This is a genomic window from Stenotrophomonas sp. (assembly GCF_032099025.1).
Classification (GTDB): domain Bacteria; phylum Pseudomonadota; class Gammaproteobacteria; order Xanthomonadales; family Xanthomonadaceae; genus Stenotrophomonas.
This window is the reverse complement of the sequence record NZ_DAMCID010000007.1, coordinates 54,616-70,297: the sequence shown is the minus strand read 5'-3', so window position 1 is coordinate 70,297 and position 15,682 is coordinate 54,616. Positions and strand designations below refer to the sequence as shown.

General features: G+C 67.8%; 16 protein-coding genes. 7 read left to right on the top strand and 9 right to left on the bottom strand.

The window, feature by feature from the left end:
- Window positions 1-331: 331 nt before the first annotated feature.
- On the bottom strand, window positions 332-1,201 hold the full coding sequence (locus RT456_RS06890; RefSeq protein WP_313344309.1) for an NmrA/HSCARG family protein: 870 nt from the start codon (window positions 1,199-1,201) through the stop codon (window positions 332-334).
- 97 nt (window positions 1,202-1,298) lie between these two features.
- On the opposite strand from RT456_RS06890, the gene RT456_RS06885 reads away from it, so the two are divergent.
- From RT456_RS06885 to accC, 4 genes are all read left to right on the top strand, one after another.
- A complete protein-coding gene (locus tag RT456_RS06885) occupies window positions 1,299-2,231 on the top strand; it encodes a LysR substrate-binding domain-containing protein (RefSeq protein WP_313344307.1) in 933 nt (310 codons plus the stop codon).
- Window positions 2,232-2,308: 77 nt separating this feature from the next.
- Window positions 2,309-2,752 carry a type II 3-dehydroquinate dehydratase gene (gene aroQ / locus RT456_RS06880; protein ID WP_313344304.1) on the top strand — a complete coding sequence of 148 codons (444 nt, stop codon included), beginning with the start codon at window positions 2,309-2,311 and terminating at the stop codon, window positions 2,750-2,752.
- A gap of 62 nt (window positions 2,753-2,814) precedes the next feature.
- A complete protein-coding gene (accB, locus tag RT456_RS06875; protein WP_313344301.1) occupies window positions 2,815-3,306 on the top strand; it encodes an acetyl-CoA carboxylase biotin carboxyl carrier protein in 492 nt (163 codons plus the stop codon).
- 10 nt (window positions 3,307-3,316) lie between these two features.
- Window positions 3,317-4,684 (top strand): acetyl-CoA carboxylase biotin carboxylase subunit, encoded by a 1,368-nt coding sequence (gene accC / locus RT456_RS06870; RefSeq protein ID WP_313344299.1) that lies wholly within the window; start codon window positions 3,317-3,319, stop codon window positions 4,682-4,684.
- Window positions 4,685-4,768: 84 nt separating this feature from the next.
- On the opposite strand, the gene RT456_RS06865 is transcribed toward accC, so the two are convergent.
- From RT456_RS06865 to RT456_RS06855, 3 genes are all read right to left on the bottom strand, one after another.
- Window positions 4,769-6,685 (bottom strand): hypothetical protein, encoded by a 1,917-nt coding sequence (locus RT456_RS06865; protein ID WP_313344296.1) that lies wholly within the window; start codon window positions 6,683-6,685, stop codon window positions 4,769-4,771.
- 168 nt (window positions 6,686-6,853) lie between these two features.
- Window positions 6,854-7,225: a hypothetical protein gene (locus RT456_RS06860; RefSeq protein WP_313344293.1), complete on the bottom strand. Its 372-nt coding sequence runs from the start codon at window positions 7,223-7,225 to the stop codon at window positions 6,854-6,856.
- Entirely contained in the window at window positions 7,222-8,181 is a 960-nt protein-coding gene (locus RT456_RS06855; protein WP_313344291.1) for a hypothetical protein, read from the bottom strand. Before RT456_RS06855 ends, RT456_RS06860 begins: the two co-directional genes overlap by 4 nt.
- Before the next feature lie 172 nt (window positions 8,182-8,353).
- Between RT456_RS06855 and prmA the strand changes: the two genes are divergently transcribed.
- From prmA to fis, 3 genes are all read left to right on the top strand, one after another.
- Complete coding sequence (gene prmA, locus RT456_RS06850) at window positions 8,354-9,274, top strand: 50S ribosomal protein L11 methyltransferase (protein WP_313344288.1); 921 nt, start codon at window positions 8,354-8,356, stop codon at window positions 9,272-9,274.
- A 30-nt stretch (window positions 9,275-9,304) separates the two neighbouring features.
- Complete coding sequence (locus RT456_RS06845; protein ID WP_313344285.1) at window positions 9,305-10,114, top strand: DUF3426 domain-containing protein; 810 nt, start codon at window positions 9,305-9,307, stop codon at window positions 10,112-10,114.
- Between the two features lie 113 nt (window positions 10,115-10,227).
- Entirely contained in the window at window positions 10,228-10,503 is a 276-nt protein-coding gene (gene fis / locus RT456_RS06840; protein ID WP_038685853.1) for a DNA-binding transcriptional regulator Fis, read from the top strand.
- A gap of 33 nt (window positions 10,504-10,536) precedes the next feature.
- On the opposite strand, the gene RT456_RS06835 is transcribed toward fis, so the two are convergent.
- Genes RT456_RS06835 through RT456_RS06815 form a run of 5 tightly spaced genes read right to left on the bottom strand, consistent with a single transcriptional unit; the run spans window position 10,537 to window position 15,671 of the window.
- Window positions 10,537-11,517 carry a phosphatidate cytidylyltransferase gene (locus tag RT456_RS06835; protein WP_313344283.1) on the bottom strand — a complete coding sequence of 327 codons (981 nt, stop codon included), beginning with the start codon at window positions 11,515-11,517 and terminating at the stop codon, window positions 10,537-10,539.
- The gene (locus RT456_RS06830; RefSeq protein ID WP_313344281.1) at window positions 11,514-12,146 is read right to left on the bottom strand and encodes a lysophospholipid acyltransferase family protein; all 633 of its coding nucleotides are present in this window, start codon (window positions 12,144-12,146) and stop codon (window positions 11,514-11,516) included. The genes RT456_RS06835 and RT456_RS06830 overlap by 4 nt, the downstream gene beginning before the upstream one ends.
- A 21-nt stretch (window positions 12,147-12,167) precedes the next feature.
- Window positions 12,168-12,593, bottom strand: a complete 426-nt coding sequence (locus RT456_RS06825) for a hypothetical protein (protein ID WP_313344278.1) — start codon at window positions 12,591-12,593, stop codon at window positions 12,168-12,170.
- Window positions 12,590-13,921, bottom strand: a complete 1,332-nt coding sequence (locus tag RT456_RS06820; RefSeq protein WP_313344275.1) for a phosphatase PAP2/dual specificity phosphatase family protein — start codon at window positions 13,919-13,921, stop codon at window positions 12,590-12,592. The genes RT456_RS06825 and RT456_RS06820 overlap by 4 nt, the downstream gene beginning before the upstream one ends.
- On the bottom strand, window positions 13,914-15,671 hold the full coding sequence (locus tag RT456_RS06815; RefSeq protein ID WP_313344272.1) for a bifunctional alpha/beta hydrolase/class I SAM-dependent methyltransferase: 1,758 nt from the start codon (window positions 15,669-15,671) through the stop codon (window positions 13,914-13,916). Before RT456_RS06815 ends, RT456_RS06820 begins: the two co-directional genes overlap by 8 nt.
- Window positions 15,672-15,682: the final 11 nt, after the last annotated feature.

Below are 15,682 nucleotides of genomic sequence, written 5' to 3'. Positions count from 1 at the left end.
TTTTCTATCCCCACCAACAGCGCGAGCAATGAGGTGGTCCTGGTGCACCTGCACGTAGATCAATTGACGGCGAAAAAGTTTCATCCCTGCCTGACTCCGTAATCAATCCAAGCCGCGAAGCCCACGTGCTGCCAGCCGGTGTTCCGATTCACCAATCCCAGAGCTTGCACGGGCCGATTTAACTGCCGGCCACTGCATAGCTGCGGCGCCTTCGCCCGAGGATACCTATTTCGCCAGGAGCGCACACTGCGAGCCGCGATCCAAGCGGCAAATCCTTCGAAGGCTGCAAACAACACCAGGAAGCCGCTCGACCGCTGCCATGGCTCGCCCCTCAGTCCGCTGACACATGCTCCGCCGCAAACGCGCCGTACGTACGCAACGGTCGCCCCAGCAACTGCATCAACCGCTCCACGTCACCCGCGCCCGGCAGCATGCCGTCGCTGATGAAGCGTTCGGCCATCTGCCGCATGTCGTACGCCATCCACGCCGGCATGAACTGGCGCAGATTCTGCTCGAAGGCGGCCGTGTCATCGCCGCCGTAGGCGACCGGGCGGTTCAGCGCCTCGCTCCAGATGGCGGCCACCTGTTCGCCGGTGAGTGCTTCCGGGCCCACCAGGTTGAGGCGCGTCAACGCGCTGTTGTCCGGCGCCTGTTCGCGATTGAGCAGTTCAATGGCTGCAATCTCGGCGATGTCACGGGTGTCGATCATCGCCAGCCCCTTGCTGCCGATCGGCATGGGGTACACGCCGTAGCCCTGCACCACGTCTTTGACGGTGAGGTCGTTGTCAATGAAGTACGCCGGGCGCAGGATCGTGGCGCTGAAGCCCATCTGCTCGATCATGCGCTCCACGCCGAACTTGCCGGCGAAGTGCGGCACGTTGACGTAGCGGTCGCTGTGGATCACCGAGAGGTACACCACGCGCTTCACCCCGGCCTCGCGGGCCACGTTGAGGGTGATGAGCGCTTGGGTGAATTCGTCGGCGACCACGGCATTGAGCAGGAACAGCGTGGTGACGCCCTGGAAGGCGTGGCGGAGAGCGTCCACATCCAGCAGGTCGCCCTGCACCAGCTCCACGGTTGCGGGCAGGTTGGCGGTGGCGGGGCTGCGGACCAGTGCGCGAACATTCGCGCCGCGCTGGGTGAGGTGCTGGACGACCTGACGGCCGATGGTGCCAGTGGCGCCGGTAACAAGAATGCTCATGGGATACTCCGGGTGGGTGGTGAGGCCTCATGGTTGTTGATCCGCGTGCGGGCCGATAGCCCATATACTTGGACCACCCGTCTCGCTGGTGGAACACATGGACCTGCTGGCCCTGGCCGACTTCAACCTGGTGGCGCGCCACGGCGGCTTTGGTCGTGCAGCGCGCGCGGCCGACCGCCCGAAGGCGACGCTGTCGCGGCGCGTGGGCGAACTGGAGGCCAGCCTGGGGGTGCGGCTGTTCGAGCGCGGCTCGCACACGCTGAAGCTCACCGAGGAAGGCCGGGCGCTGTTCGAGCGCACGGAGACGCTGCTTACCGAGCTGGATGAGGCGGCCACGTCCATTGCCTCGGGCGGCGACACACCCCGTGGCCGGCTGCGCGTGAGCGCACCGATGCTGTTCTCGCAGATGGCCCTGGGCAAGATCGCAGCCGAGTTCGTGAAGCGCTACCCGCAGGTGCGGCTCGATGTCACCACCGAAGACCGCGCCGTGGACATGGTGGAAGAAGGCTATGACCTGGTGATACGGGTCAATCCGGATCCGGATGAGCGGCTGGTGGGGCGGGTGCTGATCCGGGACCGCCTGGTGGCGGTGGCGCATCCGGACCTGCCCCTGCCCGCGATGGGCGCGACGGCACCCGCGGTGTTCCGGCCGACCAGCGATGCCACCGGTTGGGACCTGGTGACGCCGCGTGGCGAGATGCGGATTGCGGTGGACCCGGTGCTGCGCCTGGGCGCATTGACCATGGTGCGCGATGCCGTACGCGCAGGCACCGGCGCGGCGATGCTGCCCTTCTCGCTGGTTGCCGACGACCTCAGGGAGGGCGCATTGGTGCTGTGGGGACATGCGAAGGCCCCGCCCATCGAGATATGGGCGTTGTACCCGTCGCGTCGTCTGCTCAGCTCACGGGTGTCGGCGCTGCTGGACCTGCTCAAGGAATCCTTCCCGGAGGGTCAGGCAGAGGAGCTGGCCGCCTTCGCCCATAAGCCTGTCACTCCAAGCCCTCGCCCCAAATTTCAAACGACCGATTGAAACGCGCGTAACTTCGCCGAACTGGACACCATCCACCGGTTCCGCCAGACTTCGCCCTTTCCCGCTCCGTGGTCCCCATGGCGAAACTGCTGGTCCTGCATGGCCCCAACCTCAACCTGCTCGGTACGCGCGAGCCGGGGGTGTATGGGCACACCACGCTGGCGCAGATCGACCAGGCCCTGCTGGCCCAGGCGCAGGGCGCCGGGCACGCGGTGGAAAGCCTGCAGTCCAACGCCGAGCATGTGCTGGTGGACCGGGTGCAGGCCGCCCGTACCGACGGTACCACCTTCATCCTGATCAACCCGGCCGCATTCACCCATACCTCGGTGGCCCTGCGCGATGCGCTGGCCGCGGTGGAGGTGCCGTTCATCGAAATCCACCTCTCCAACCCGCACGCGCGCGAGCCGTTCCGCCAGCACAGCTATTTCAGCGACAAGGCCGTGGGCGTGATCTGCGGCTTCGGCGCGGACAGCTACCGCTACGCCATGGACGCAGCGCTGGCGCGGCTGGCAACCGCCTGAACCCCATTGACCCGAGCGCTACGCGCTTCCCACCACACTGACATCAAAACCCAGAGGCCCCTATGGATCTCCGCAAAATCAAGAAGCTGATCGACCTGCTTGAAGAGTCGAACCTTGCCGAAATCGAAATCAAGGAAGGCGAAGAGTCCGTGCGCCTGTCGCGCGCCCCGGTGTCGGGCTACGGCATGATGCAGGCCCCGCAGATGATGATGGCCCCGGCACCGGCCCCCGCCGCCGCCGCCGCACCGGCGATGCCGATGCAGTCGCCGACCGAAGCCTCCACCGGTGGCACCGCCAAGCCGGGCCCGGTACTGCCGGAAGGCCACGTGCTGCGCTCGCCGATGGTGGGCACCTTCTACACCTCGTCCGCGCCGGACAAGCCGGCCTTCGTGTCGGTGGGCCAGCAGGTCAAGGCCGGTGAAACGCTGGCGATCATCGAAGCGATGAAGATGTTCAACCCGATCGAAGCCGATGCTTCCGGCACCATCGTGGCCATCCTGGGTGAAAACGGCCAGCCGGTCGAATTCGACCAGCCGCTGTTCGTGATCGGCTAAGGATCCGTCCATGCTCGACAAAGTCGTTATTGCCAACCGAGGGGAGATCGCGCTGCGCATTCTGCGCGCGTGCCACACCCTGGGCATCCGCACGGTGGCCGTGCATTCCACGGTCGACCGCAACCTCAAGCACGTGGCCATGGCCGACGAGTCGGTCTGCATTGGTCCGGCACCGTCGCCGGAAAGCTACCTCAACATTCCGGCGCTGATCGCAGCGGCGGAAGTCACCGATGCCCAGGCCATCCACCCGGGCTACGGCTTCCTGTCGGAGAACGCCGACTTCGCCGAGCGCGTGGAAGAGTCCGGTTTCATCTTCATCGGCCCGAAGGCGGACACCATCCGCATGATGGGCGACAAGGTGGAAGCGATCCGCGCGATGAAGGCCGCCGGCGTGCCGTGCGTGCCCGGCTCGGGTGGCCCGCTGGGCGAAGACATCGTGGCCAACACCAAGATCGCCCGTGAGATCGGCTACCCGGTCATCATCAAGGCGGCCGGCGGTGGCGGTGGTCGCGGCATGCGCGTGGTGCATGCCGAGGCGTCGCTGAAGACCTCCATCGAAACCACCAAGAGCGAGGCCAAGGCCGCGTTCGGCAATGGTGAGGTGTACATGGAGAAGTTCCTGGAGAATCCGCGCCACGTGGAGATCCAGGTGCTGGCCGACGGCCAGGGCAACGCCATTCACCTGGGTGAGCGCGACTGCTCCATGCAGCGCCGCCACCAGAAGGTGGTGGAAGAAGCACCGGCACCGGGCATCAGCGCCGAACAGCGCGAGCAGATCGGCAAGGTATGCACCGAGGCGTGCGTGCGCATCGGCTACCGCGGCGCAGGTACGTTCGAGTTCCTGTACGAGGACGGCCACTTCTACTTCATCGAAATGAACACCCGTATCCAGGTGGAGCATCCGGTGACCGAGATGGTGACCGGCATCGATCTGGTGGTGGAGCAGCTGAAGATTGCCGCGGGCCAGAAGCTGTCGATCAAGCAGAGCGACATCGTGCTGAACGGCCACGCGATCGAATGCCGCATCAACGCCGAAGACGCTGAAACCTTCGTGCCGAGCCCGGGCCAGATCACCGCCTTCCATCCGCCGGGTGGTCCCGGCGTGCGCGTGGATACCCACATCTATGCGGGTTACCGCGTGCCGCCGAACTACGACTCGATGATCGGCAAGCTGATCGTGCACGGTCCGGACCGCGAAACGGCCATTGCGCGCATGCGCGTGGCGCTGAGCGAGATGGTGGTGGACGGCATCAAGACCAACGTGGCGCTGCAGCAGCGCATCATGCGTGACAAGGGCTTCCAGGCCGGTGGGCAGAACATCCACTACCTAGAAAAGCGCCTGGCCGAGCGCAAGACCAAGTCGATCGCGTTGACCTGATCCACCCGGCAGCCATGCATGGCTGCCCTGCCCCATCTGGACGCCCGGTGCTTTGCGCCGGGCGTTCTGGTGTGTGGCCAGCGCTCATGACAGATCGAGAATGTGCGCGCCGGCCTGCCCGAACGCCTGGCGCACCGAGCCGACCTCCTCCAGCTCCAGCTCGCCTCCGCCCACGCGCACGACCTTGAACACCCGACCGAGGTCGATCAGCACTTCCGCCTCGTCCTGCACGGTAAACAGGCCGATCGGGTGCGCGCCGCGGGTCATGCGCAGCGTCACCAGCAGCGGCACGTGGCCGGCGGGTACGGCGCGTGCGTCCAGCTGCCGCACGGCGACGTCGCGCTCGCCTGACGCGCGCACGAACGTATGGAAGTACACGGTGTGCCCGGCGCTGATGCCCTCCAGCGCGTCGGCCTGCACCATCGCGCCCCGGTATACCGCTCCGGCATGCGGTGCTATCTGGGCCAGTCCGCTGCGGATGTCCTGGGTCTGCTGCACGAACGCCTGGCGCTGCCAGGGGTACGTTGCACCGTGGCGATGGAAGTCGTCCAGTGCCGGGTGCTCCGCAGTGGCATACCCCAGGATCGCGCGATGCTCGGCCTGGGTAAGGTGCACATTCGGCGCATTGCGCACCGCCTGTTCGTAGACCTGTGCACCGTCGAGACTGCTGAAACCGCGGAAGCGTACGTTGAATTCTGCCTGGGTCATGAACTGCGGACCGTGAGTGGCCGGCGACTCGGCGACGTCGACCAGGCGCTCGCCGCCCAAGGGACGTGCCAGGCGCACACCGGCAATGTGGGAGACGCGGGGCACGTGCACTGCCAAGCGCTCGCAGGTGCCAAGCCGGTACGGTCTGACGCGGAAGTAGCGGTCCTGGAAGCGCAGGAACGGTTTGCGCTGGCCCTCATGCACGCGCACATACCACCCTGGTCTTTCAGGATCGGGGTGGATGCCGCGCCGCAGCGCCTGTGCCGAGGAGAGTCCTTGCCCATGATGCGCCTGGAGCAGTGATTCAAGTTCGCTGGAGTACGCGGACGCCGGCACCGCACAGGCAGCACCGGGGGCTCGCCGGCAACGCAGGCTGCGCGCTTCGGCCGTTTCGTCATGGCCCTCTTCCGCCGTCTCCCGGCGTCGCGGCCAGTAGATGCCATCCTGGGGTTCGAGTGCAGTACCTGCCACCGTGAAGCCTGCGCCGTGCAGATCCTGTACGGCGTGGAAACGTCCGGCCGACGCCAACGCAAGGCCCGTTTCACCGGTCGCGGGATCGCGGTAGCGCAGCAGGCCGCGTGCGTCGTGCAGGTCGGACTGGATCCACGCGGGGTCCAGCGCCGGCCCCTCGCCGACAGCCTGTGCCGCGCGGCTGGAGAGGCGGATCGCACCCGGTGTGCCGGCACGCCACAGGCCGCCCCCGGATGCCTCCGGCTTGAGGCCACCCTGTGCCATGAGCATCTCCTCGAGAAGGCCTTCGTCCGGGGGCTCGCCCTTAAGCGCATCGCCCAACGCGTCCAACGTGGCTGCGGCCTCATGCAACGCGACGGGGACTTCCGGCCCGAACAAGTCGATCTCCAACTGCGTGAACGCCATGTCGACCAGTTGCAGCGCGATCCGCTCACCGCGGCTTTCCGGTGGCGGGCAACGACGGTCGGTGAGTTCGTAGTACGCGTTGCGGCCCGCTTCATAGGCGGTCTCCGCCGGTGCCCGGGCCCATTGGGCGACGTCGTGCAACACCACCGGCCACGTCAGCGGCGACGTTGGCGCACACGGAACGGTGGCCACAGTGTCGTTCGCCGCAGCAGGCACCGTGCGGGTCATGCGATGTGGCGCGGCGGCGGCAGTGGTGGTGGCATTGGTCACCAGCAACAGCACCAAGGCCAGCTGCAGCGGTGTCTCGATGCGCAGCGATGCCGGCGCGCGCGCGCCGCGCGCAACTGGCGTCCGTTCAGCGCAGGCCAAGCCGAATGCGCCGCAGGTCCGGCGCATCTGTTCGGGGGATTTGGGCAAGACAGGCTCCTGGTGAGCCGCCCATGAAAGGCGCACACCGCGTAGCTGTCCAGTTGATGGTTGCAATGCCGCAGAACGCAACGGCTGCGCCGGTGCGAGCTGCGCCGGTTACGTCAGAAGCACGACAACGACACCACGTGCCCGGCGCCGCAGCGCCAGGCAGGCGCTTCAGCGCGGGGCATCGGCAGCGGTCACCTGCGTGTTCTTGATCGGGGCCACGCCAAGCGACGAGGTCGGGTCCACGATGACCATGGTCTCGGTCGAACCGTCCGGCCACACCACCTGGAAGGTGCTGCCGGCCGGCAGCGCGGCGAACGGCATGCCGCTCTGCGCGCGGTACACCGCGGCCACCTGGCTGGCACCGGCGCGACGCACGTCTTCCTGCGCCTTTACCGAGGTCAACTGCACCTTGGACAACTGCCGGTAACGGTCGTCGTAGGTATCGATCATGACCAGACCCACCGCACCGGCCGAGTACGCCACGAACAGCGCTACCCAGAACCAGAACTTGGCGCCATGCAGGAATCGACGGTAATTCATCGCCCGTTGCTCCGCTTGATCAACTGTTCCACCAACGTCTTCATTTTCCCCGCACCTTGCCGCGATACCGCAGCGTCATACACGAAAGTGGCAAAGTCCTGCCCACCGTCCTGCGAACAGATCCCTCCGTTCGCGCAGAAATTGTTCATCAACACACTGTCGGCGCCGCACGCCATGCCCAGCTCGCAGGCGGCCAGCCGCCAAGCGAGCTCGCTGAACTGGTCGCCGGCAACCATGCCTTCCATCGCCTGGTCACCGCTGGCACGTTGACCCATGGCGGTGGACAGGGCCATGAAGGCCTCCGGATCACGCGAATCCATGACCCGTTCAACCAGCCCACGCCGGTAGTCGGGGCTGTCCTGCAAGGGCTGGCCATCGGCCAGCAATGCCGCTTCGGCCGCCAGGTTGCCGGCCTTGGCCGCCAGCAGGCGCTGGGTCAGGATCAGCTGCCGGCCCAGCCCATCGCTGGCCACGAAGCCACTGCAGCGCCGGGCCACGCGCTCGCGCGCCTGCACCATCGGCGAGGAGGCACTCATGCCCAGGCCGGTCAGCACGTTGTTGTCGAGCTGGTAGCCGCCTGGATCCATCGCGTAGATGGCGCAGTAGTCGTAGACACGGCTGACCATCCAACCCGCTTCGGCATTGCCGTTGGCCGCCTGCAGGCGCAGCCGCTGCGCGTACGCGAACAGGTCGCTGTCGCCTTCAATGTCGGCGCGGAGGTCAAGCGGCAGCCCCGAAGGCACGGCCGTGCCGGGCTCGCGCGCGAGCAGCTGGCGGGCCAGTTGCTGCGGCTGCGGCTGCGCTGCGGCAAGGGTGCCCATCGGCACCTCGTTCATCGTCGCCGCAGGATGCTCCACCTGCAGCGCGCGTCCACCGGCGCGGTAGCCCACCACCCCCAGCAACGCCAGGGCCGGTACCACCAGCAGCCAGGTTTTGACGGTAGGCACGAGCGCCATGCGCAGGACCGGAAAGGAAGGAGGGACAACAGGTGGGGCGCAGTTTATCAATGCCGGCCGCCCCTGTCTGAACAAGCGGCCGCCTGAATTCTCAACCAGCGGCGAGACCGGGGCAGCCGCGCGGCGCCACAATGGTCTAGCATTCACGTTTTTCCGCAGGTTCTTTCCGCCCATGCCGTTCCTGGAACTCACCCTCCACTGCACCGAAGCCACCCAGCCCCGCTACGAGAATGCGCTGGACGACGTCGGCGCGCTGGCGGTGACCCTGCTCGACGCCGATGCCGATACCAGCAACGAGCGCGCCATCCTGGAGCCCGGCGTGGGCGAGACCCCGCTGTGGAATGATCTGGTGCTCTCGGCGCTGTTCCCGGCCGACACCAATGCGCTGGCCCTGCTGGCGGCGCTGGAAGCCTTCGACCCCGGCCTGGAATGGAGCAACGCGAGCTTCCGCACCGTGCAGGACGAGGACTGGGAGCGCGCGTGGCTGGACCAGTTCCAGCCGATGTCGTTCGGCGAACGCACCTGGATCGTGCCGTGGAACCATGAACTGCCGGAGGCGGCGCAGGCCGCCAACGCGGCGGTGGTGCGCCTTGATCCGGGCCTGGCCTTCGGCTCGGGCACGCACCCCACCACCGCGCTGTGCCTGCGCTGGCTGGATGGCCTGTCCGCCGAAGGGCTGCTGGTCGAGCAGACCGTGCTCGATTTCGGCTGCGGCTCGGGCATCCTTGCCCTGGCTGCGGTGAAGCTGGGCGCGGCCGGTGCGGTGGGCGTGGACAATGACCCGCAGGCGCTGATCGCCACCGGCGACAACGCCGAACGCAACGGACTGCAGGACCGCGTGCAGGTCTACCTGCCGGCCGACGAACCGCAGGCCACCTACCCGGTGGTGGTGGCCAACATCCTGGCGTCGGCACTGGACGCGCTGGCCGAGGTGCTTGCCGCGCGCGTGGCGCCAGGTGGCCGCATCGCCTTGTCGGGCATCCTGCACGGACAGGAAGACGAATTGCTGGTGCGCTACGCGCCGTGGTTCGAACAGCTTGAGGTTGCCCGCGACGACGACTGGATGCGCATCACCGGCGTCCGTCGTGCTTGAATGGCGTGACCCTCGCCCGAGCGTGACGCGATGACCGAGCCGACCCCGCCACCCCGCCGCCCGCTGGCCACCTTCCTGCGCGCCTCGACCGAGGACACGCCGGCGGTGGACGATGCGCATGCATTGCCGGCGTCGGAGACGGCGGCGCGACCGGATGACGCAGGCGACGCGTTGGCAGATGTACGCGTCACTGAACCAGACGCGGCGACCGAGGCCGCGGACGCGGCCGTGACCGGGGACGCACACGTTGAAGTAGATGACGCACCGGCGCCTGTGGATGCCGTTGACCGCGACCGCGACACTCCCACGACAGCAGACGAACCGGCCGCAACGCCCGCCCCCAGCTTCCTGCGCCTGCCGGGCGCGCGGCTGCATACCCCGCGCTGGCAGTGGGGACTGGTGGGCGGGCTGGTGGTGCTGTTGTCACTTCAGATCGCCGTGGCCGACCGCGCCCGCTTGGCCGCCGACGCGGGCAGCCGGCCGTGGATTGCCGGGCTGTGCGGCGTCCTGCGCTGCAGCCTGCCGGCCTGGCAGGAACCCACCGCCTTCAGCATGATCAGCCGCGACGTGCGGCCGGTCCCCGGGCAACCCGGGGCGCTGCAGGTGCAGGCCAGCTTCCGCAACGATGCGCGCTGGGCACAATCCTGGCCGTCGCTGCGCCTGTCGCTGTCCGACGCCGATGGCCGCGTGATCGGCACCAATGTGTTCGCGCCGCGCGACTATCTGGACCCGGCTGCCGATGCCGCAGCCCTGCTGGAACCGGGCCAGAGCGCGCAGATCGCGTTCCGTGTCCGCGAGCCTGCCGCGTCCACCGTCGCATTCACCTTCGACTTCCTGTAACCCGGCGTCCTGTCGACGAGCGTGGCGGTCCGGCGACCCACGCGCTAGACTGGCCCCCTTCCAATTTTCAGCCAGGGCTGTGGTCCGCCCTAGCTTCCGCACCGGGAACCTCCTTGAACGCTGTCCTTTCTCGTCCTGACAATAGTCGTGGCGCGCCCAAGCCACCGCTGCGCGAACACGTGGCCCAGTCGGTCCGGCGCTACCTGCGGGACCTGGATGGATGCGATGCCGACGACGTGTACGAGATCGTCCTGCGCGAAATGGAAATTCCGCTGTTCGTGGAAGTGCTCAACCATTGCGAAGGCAACCAGAGCCGCGCCGCGGCGATGCTGGGCATCCACCGCGCCACGCTGCGCAAGAAGCTGAAAGAGTACGGCATCGCTACCTAGCGTAACGGCATTGCATCGACCAACGGTCGATGCCTACCCCCAGAAATACCGGACCAGGTGGAAGAATACCGGTGCGGCGAAACACACCGAATCCAACCGGTCGAGCATGCCGCCATGGCCCTCGATCATGTGGCCCCAATCCTTGATGCCGCGATCGCGCTTGATTGCCGACATCACCAGGCCACCCCAGAATCCCATCAGATTGATCGCCAGCGACATGCCGAACGCCTGCCACGGCGTGAACGGCGTCAGCCACCACAGCGCCGCGCCCAGCGCGCTGGCCGACAGCACCCCGCCGACGAACCCTTCCACCGTTTTCGACGGCGACAGCTTCGGCGCGATCAGGTGGCGGCCCAGCAGCTTGCCCCAGATGTACTGCAGCACGTCCGAGGACTGCACCACGATCACCAGGAAGGCGAACAGCAGCAGGTTGCGCGCCGGCTCCACGCCGTCCAGCCGCAGGTTCAGCAGCGCGGGCACGTGCGAGATGCAGAACACGCAGATCATCAGCCCCCACTGCACCTTGGACGTGCGCTCCAGGTAGTCGGTGGTGTCACCGCCGATGGTGGCCAGGATGGGCAGGAACAGGAACGCGTACACCGGGATCAGCAGGGTGTACATGCCGTACCAGTCGGTCCACACCAGCCAGTACTGCCAGGGCAGCACGATGTAGAACGCCGCCAGCAGCGCGTAATAATCGCCGGCGCGGGTCGGGGTCAGGGTGATGAATTCGCGCAGCGCGAACAACGATACGCCGGCAAACAGGATGATGACGCCGGTACGCCCGAAGAAGAACGCCACGGCCACCACGGCGGCCATGACCCACCACGCGCGGATGCGCGACACCAGGTTGGCCAGCACGCTGCTGGGCGCATGCCGCGAACGCCAGCGCAGTGTCTCGGCGATGACCGTGGCCACCACCAGCACGCCGGCGATGCAGGCAAACAGCAGCCGCGTCTGCGCATGCGTGGACAGCCCTGCCACCTGCGTGGCCACGCCCTGCAGCGCGTTCATGCGCGCCCCCGGCGCGGCTGCGGATCCAGCGCCAGCAGCGCGTCGCGCGCGCGTTCCAGGAAGTGCTGCTTGTCTTCATCGGCCTTGAGCCGCAGCGGCTCACCGAAGGTGGTGGTGCACAGCAGCGGCAACGGCAACCAGCGGCCCTTGGGCATGACCCGCTTGAGGTTGTCGATCCACACCGGCACGAACTCCAGTTCCGGGCGTTGCCGCGCCAGGTGGTAGATGCCGCTCTTGAACGGCAGCACGCCCTCGTCGGTATTGCGGGTGCCTTCGGGGAACAGGATCAGCGAATTGCCTTCGTCCACGGCCTGGCACAGGCATGCGATCGGATCCTGCTGGCGGGCGCTGGCGTCGCGTTCGATCAGCACGCCGTTGAACACCGCGTGGATGAGATACCGGCGCAGCCCGTCGCGCTGCCAGTAGTCGGCCGCGGCCACCGGCCGCACCTGCCTGCGCAGGCCCGCAGGCAAGGACGACCAGATCAGCACGAAGTCGCCGTGGCTGGCATGGTTGCCGTAATAGACGCGGTGCTCGCTGGACGGGGCGCAGCCCTGCCACAGCGCGCGGGCGCCGGTGAGGGTACGGATTGCACCGCTGCAGCCGCGTGCCACCAGATCAGCCAGCATGAACGTGTCTCCTGTCCTGCCTCATGCCTGCCACCGCAACCACAAGGCCAACCCAAGCAGCAGCGCCTGCACAAGCAGCGCCAGCAGCTGGCCGCGCAGCAACGCGCGCATGCCCCGCCAGCGCGCCGGCCAGTCGCGGCAGGTGGCACCGGCAGGCCGCAGCGACAGCGCGTCCAGCGCGGCGTCGATCGGTGCCGGCGAGGGATCGCTCTGGGTGGCCGCGAAGGCCTCCAGCAGCGCCTGGTCGAAGCCCACCCGCACCGCGAAATACGCCTGCACGCTGCCGGCCAGCAGCGACAGCGCCGCCAGCAGCACGGACACCGCCGTCATCGGCGGCAGGCACAGCAGCGCCAGTGCGGTGGCACCCAGCACTGCCGACACCACCGACGCCACCCTGCCCTGGCGCAACAGCGCCGCCATGATGCGAACCTGCAACATCCCGCTCATGCGTTCACCTTGAACGGGCCGTTGGCGGCCTGCAGCTGCACCGCCTGCTCGATGGCGCGGCGATGCCGCGCCTTCAACACCACCCAGGGGCAGTCCTGCGCCAGCAGCGTGATCGCTTCATCCGCGCTGCCGGCATGCCCGCTGCGGCACAGCCAGGTGGCCACCGCCGCGGCACTGCGCGAATAGCCCAGCGCGCAGCACACCAGCACCGCACCCCGGCGGTGCCCGTGGGCGATGGCGTCGGCGGCCTGGCGCAGTGATTCCGGGGTGGGCGTGGCCAGGTCCAGCATCGCCACGTGGCGGTAGTGGCGCGCGCGGCCGCGGAACGGCAGCTCGGCGCAGACATCCACCACGGTGGGCATCTGCAGGGGTGCACCTGCGTCGGGCATGCGCCCCAGCCACACCCCGTCGATCACCAGCTGCGGCTGCGGCGCGCGCCGCGTCCACCAGCGCGAGTTGGCCCACGCGGCCCACAGATACGGGGCCAGCAGCCAGCTGGCGGCCATGCTCAGGCGGCCATCTTCCTGCTTCTGGAATACCGCCGTGCCCAGGCCGGCGTAGGCCAGCGCGACCAGCAGCAGCGACAGCGCCGGCCAGGCCAGCCACAACGCCCAACCGCCGAACACCACGGCAACGGCCGCGCAGCCCGCGCTGCCCAGCGCGTACAGCAGTGCCAGCCGCCAGCGCATGGGCTCGCGCGCCCAGTGCCACTGCAGCAGGGGCGAAGACCCCTGTGCCGGCCACAGCCACACGCACAACCAGCCCACGGCCACACCGGTGGGAACATCGATGAAGTGATGCTGCCAGGTGGTGAGCACCGACAGCCCGATCAATGCGAACCAGACATGCAGCGCGGTACGCCACAGGCCGTGCAGGTGCTGCTGGTAACGCACCCACAGCACCACCAGCAGCACGATGTGCAGCGACGGGGCCTGGTTGAACGGCTTGTCGAAGCCGAGCAGCACATCGAACAGCCAGCCGAACACGCCGCCGGTTTCCGGCCGCGCCAGGCTGAAGCGCAGCGGCCACAGCAGGAAGCAGCCCACCGACAGCAGCTGCGCACTCAACAGCCGGCGCGCATGCATGTCCAGCTCGGCGCGGTGGGCGCAGATGAAGAACGAAGCCACGTAGAACAGGTCGATGGACCAGTACGGCACGATGGTCCACGCCTGGAAGGGGATCTTCGCCTCCCAGCCGAACACGATCGAGGGCACGAACGGCAGCCGTGCGGCCAGTGCATTGGCCATGCCGTAGCTGAGGAAGAAGAACGGCCCCAGCAGCGCCAGCCACAGCAGCGCGCGCCGCCACGGACGGCCCAGCTCAGTCATGCCGCACCCGGCGTGCCAGCGACACGGTGAAGATGCCGAAGCGATCGATACGCTGGGTCACCTTCTCGAAGCCGGCCAGCCGCACCAGTTCATCCATCTCCTGCTGGGTACGGCGCCGCATCACCCACGCCGCGCCTTCGCGATGGCTGGTCAGCGCGCGGGCGATGAACTCCAGCTGCGGGTGCCACGGCTGCCCGGTGTACACCAGGTAGCCGCCGTCGCGCATGGCGGCGGCAATGCCCTGCAGCGAGCGCGATACGGCGTCGTTGTCGGCGAACAGTTCGTACAGGCCCGATACGATCGACAGCGTGGGCGCCACCGGCAACGCGGCCAGGGCATCGGCGTCGAACGCATCGCCCTGTTCGAAGGTGGCGATGTCGGCCGCGCCGAACGCGTTGATCAGGGCGCGACCCTGCACCACGTTGATCTCGCTGAAATCACGCAGCTGGATCGATTCGGCGCGCTGCTCGCCCTGCGCCAGCGCGTCCAGCGCATAACGCCCGTGCCCGGCCGCCACGTCGAGTACGCGCACCGCACGGCCTTCGCCATGCAGGTGCAGTGCCGCCAGCTGCAGCAGCTCGCGCACATGGCTGCGGCGTATGCGGATGCCACGCCAGCCGATCGCATCGAGATAGTTGCGATCCACCATGCGCCCGAGCGGACCACGCCCGCGTGCTTCATCACGGTAGATGTAATCCAGCGTGCTGCCGGAATCGAAACCGGTACTCAAGCCCAGCGCGATGCCCTCGGAGAGCTTGCCGCCGAAGCGCAGCCCGGCGCGGGTGAAGCGCCAGTACAGGTCCTGCAGGCTGTTGCGCTGCGGGGGCCAGGCCAGTACGTCGGCCTCGTTGAAGGTGGGGCCCTGGCGATGTGCATCGCGCAGGCTGGGCCGCACCAGCGGCGCGGCGAAGCGGGCGCTGATGAAACGGCGTACGGCGGCGATGGCCGGCGCGCGGTCGCGCTCGCCCAAGGTGTCGTGGAAGAAGCCGGGCAGCAGGTGGCGTTCCTTCAGCGGCGAAGACAGGCGCTCGTAGAAGCGGTCCTGCGGCGCGCGGTGCACCACGAAGTCGGCACCGGACACCAGCAGCTGGGTGGGCACGGTGATGGCTTGCGCATCCCCCACCACACGCGCCGCCGCTTCGTACAACCCCAGCAGCACGCGTACCGAGATGGGCCGGGTGATCAGCGGGTCGGTGCGGTAGCTTGCGACGCGTTCGGGGTCATGCGTCAGCCACTGCGGCTTGACGTAGCTGTTGACGAAGAAGTTGCCGCGCAGTTTCTGCATCAGCTTCAGGCCGGGCACCGCAAGCGGCACATACAGCTTCACCTTGAACGCCGGCGAGGCCAGTACCAGCGCGCGCAATGGCGGCGCATAGTCGTGCACCCACGTCGCCGCCACCACTGCACCCACGCTCTGCGCGACGATGGCGATGTCCTGCACGGCAATGCCATGCTGCTGGCCGATATGCGCGATGAAGCTGTCCAGGTCGCGCACCAGCGCCTCGAACCCGGGCGCATCGCCGCGTTCGCCCGGCGACTGGCCGTTGCCGCGCGCATCCCAGGCGAACATCTCGGCATCGGGCAGGTCGAGTTCGTCGACCAGGTGTGCCACGCGGCCGGAATGTTCGTGGCCACGGTGCAGCAGCACTACCGCCCGCCGGGAGGTGCCCGGGGTGGGTGCGGGCCAATGGCGGTAGAACAGCGGTTGTCCGTCGAAACCATGAAACTGCAGGTGTTCCTGTCCGCGCATGCATCACTCCG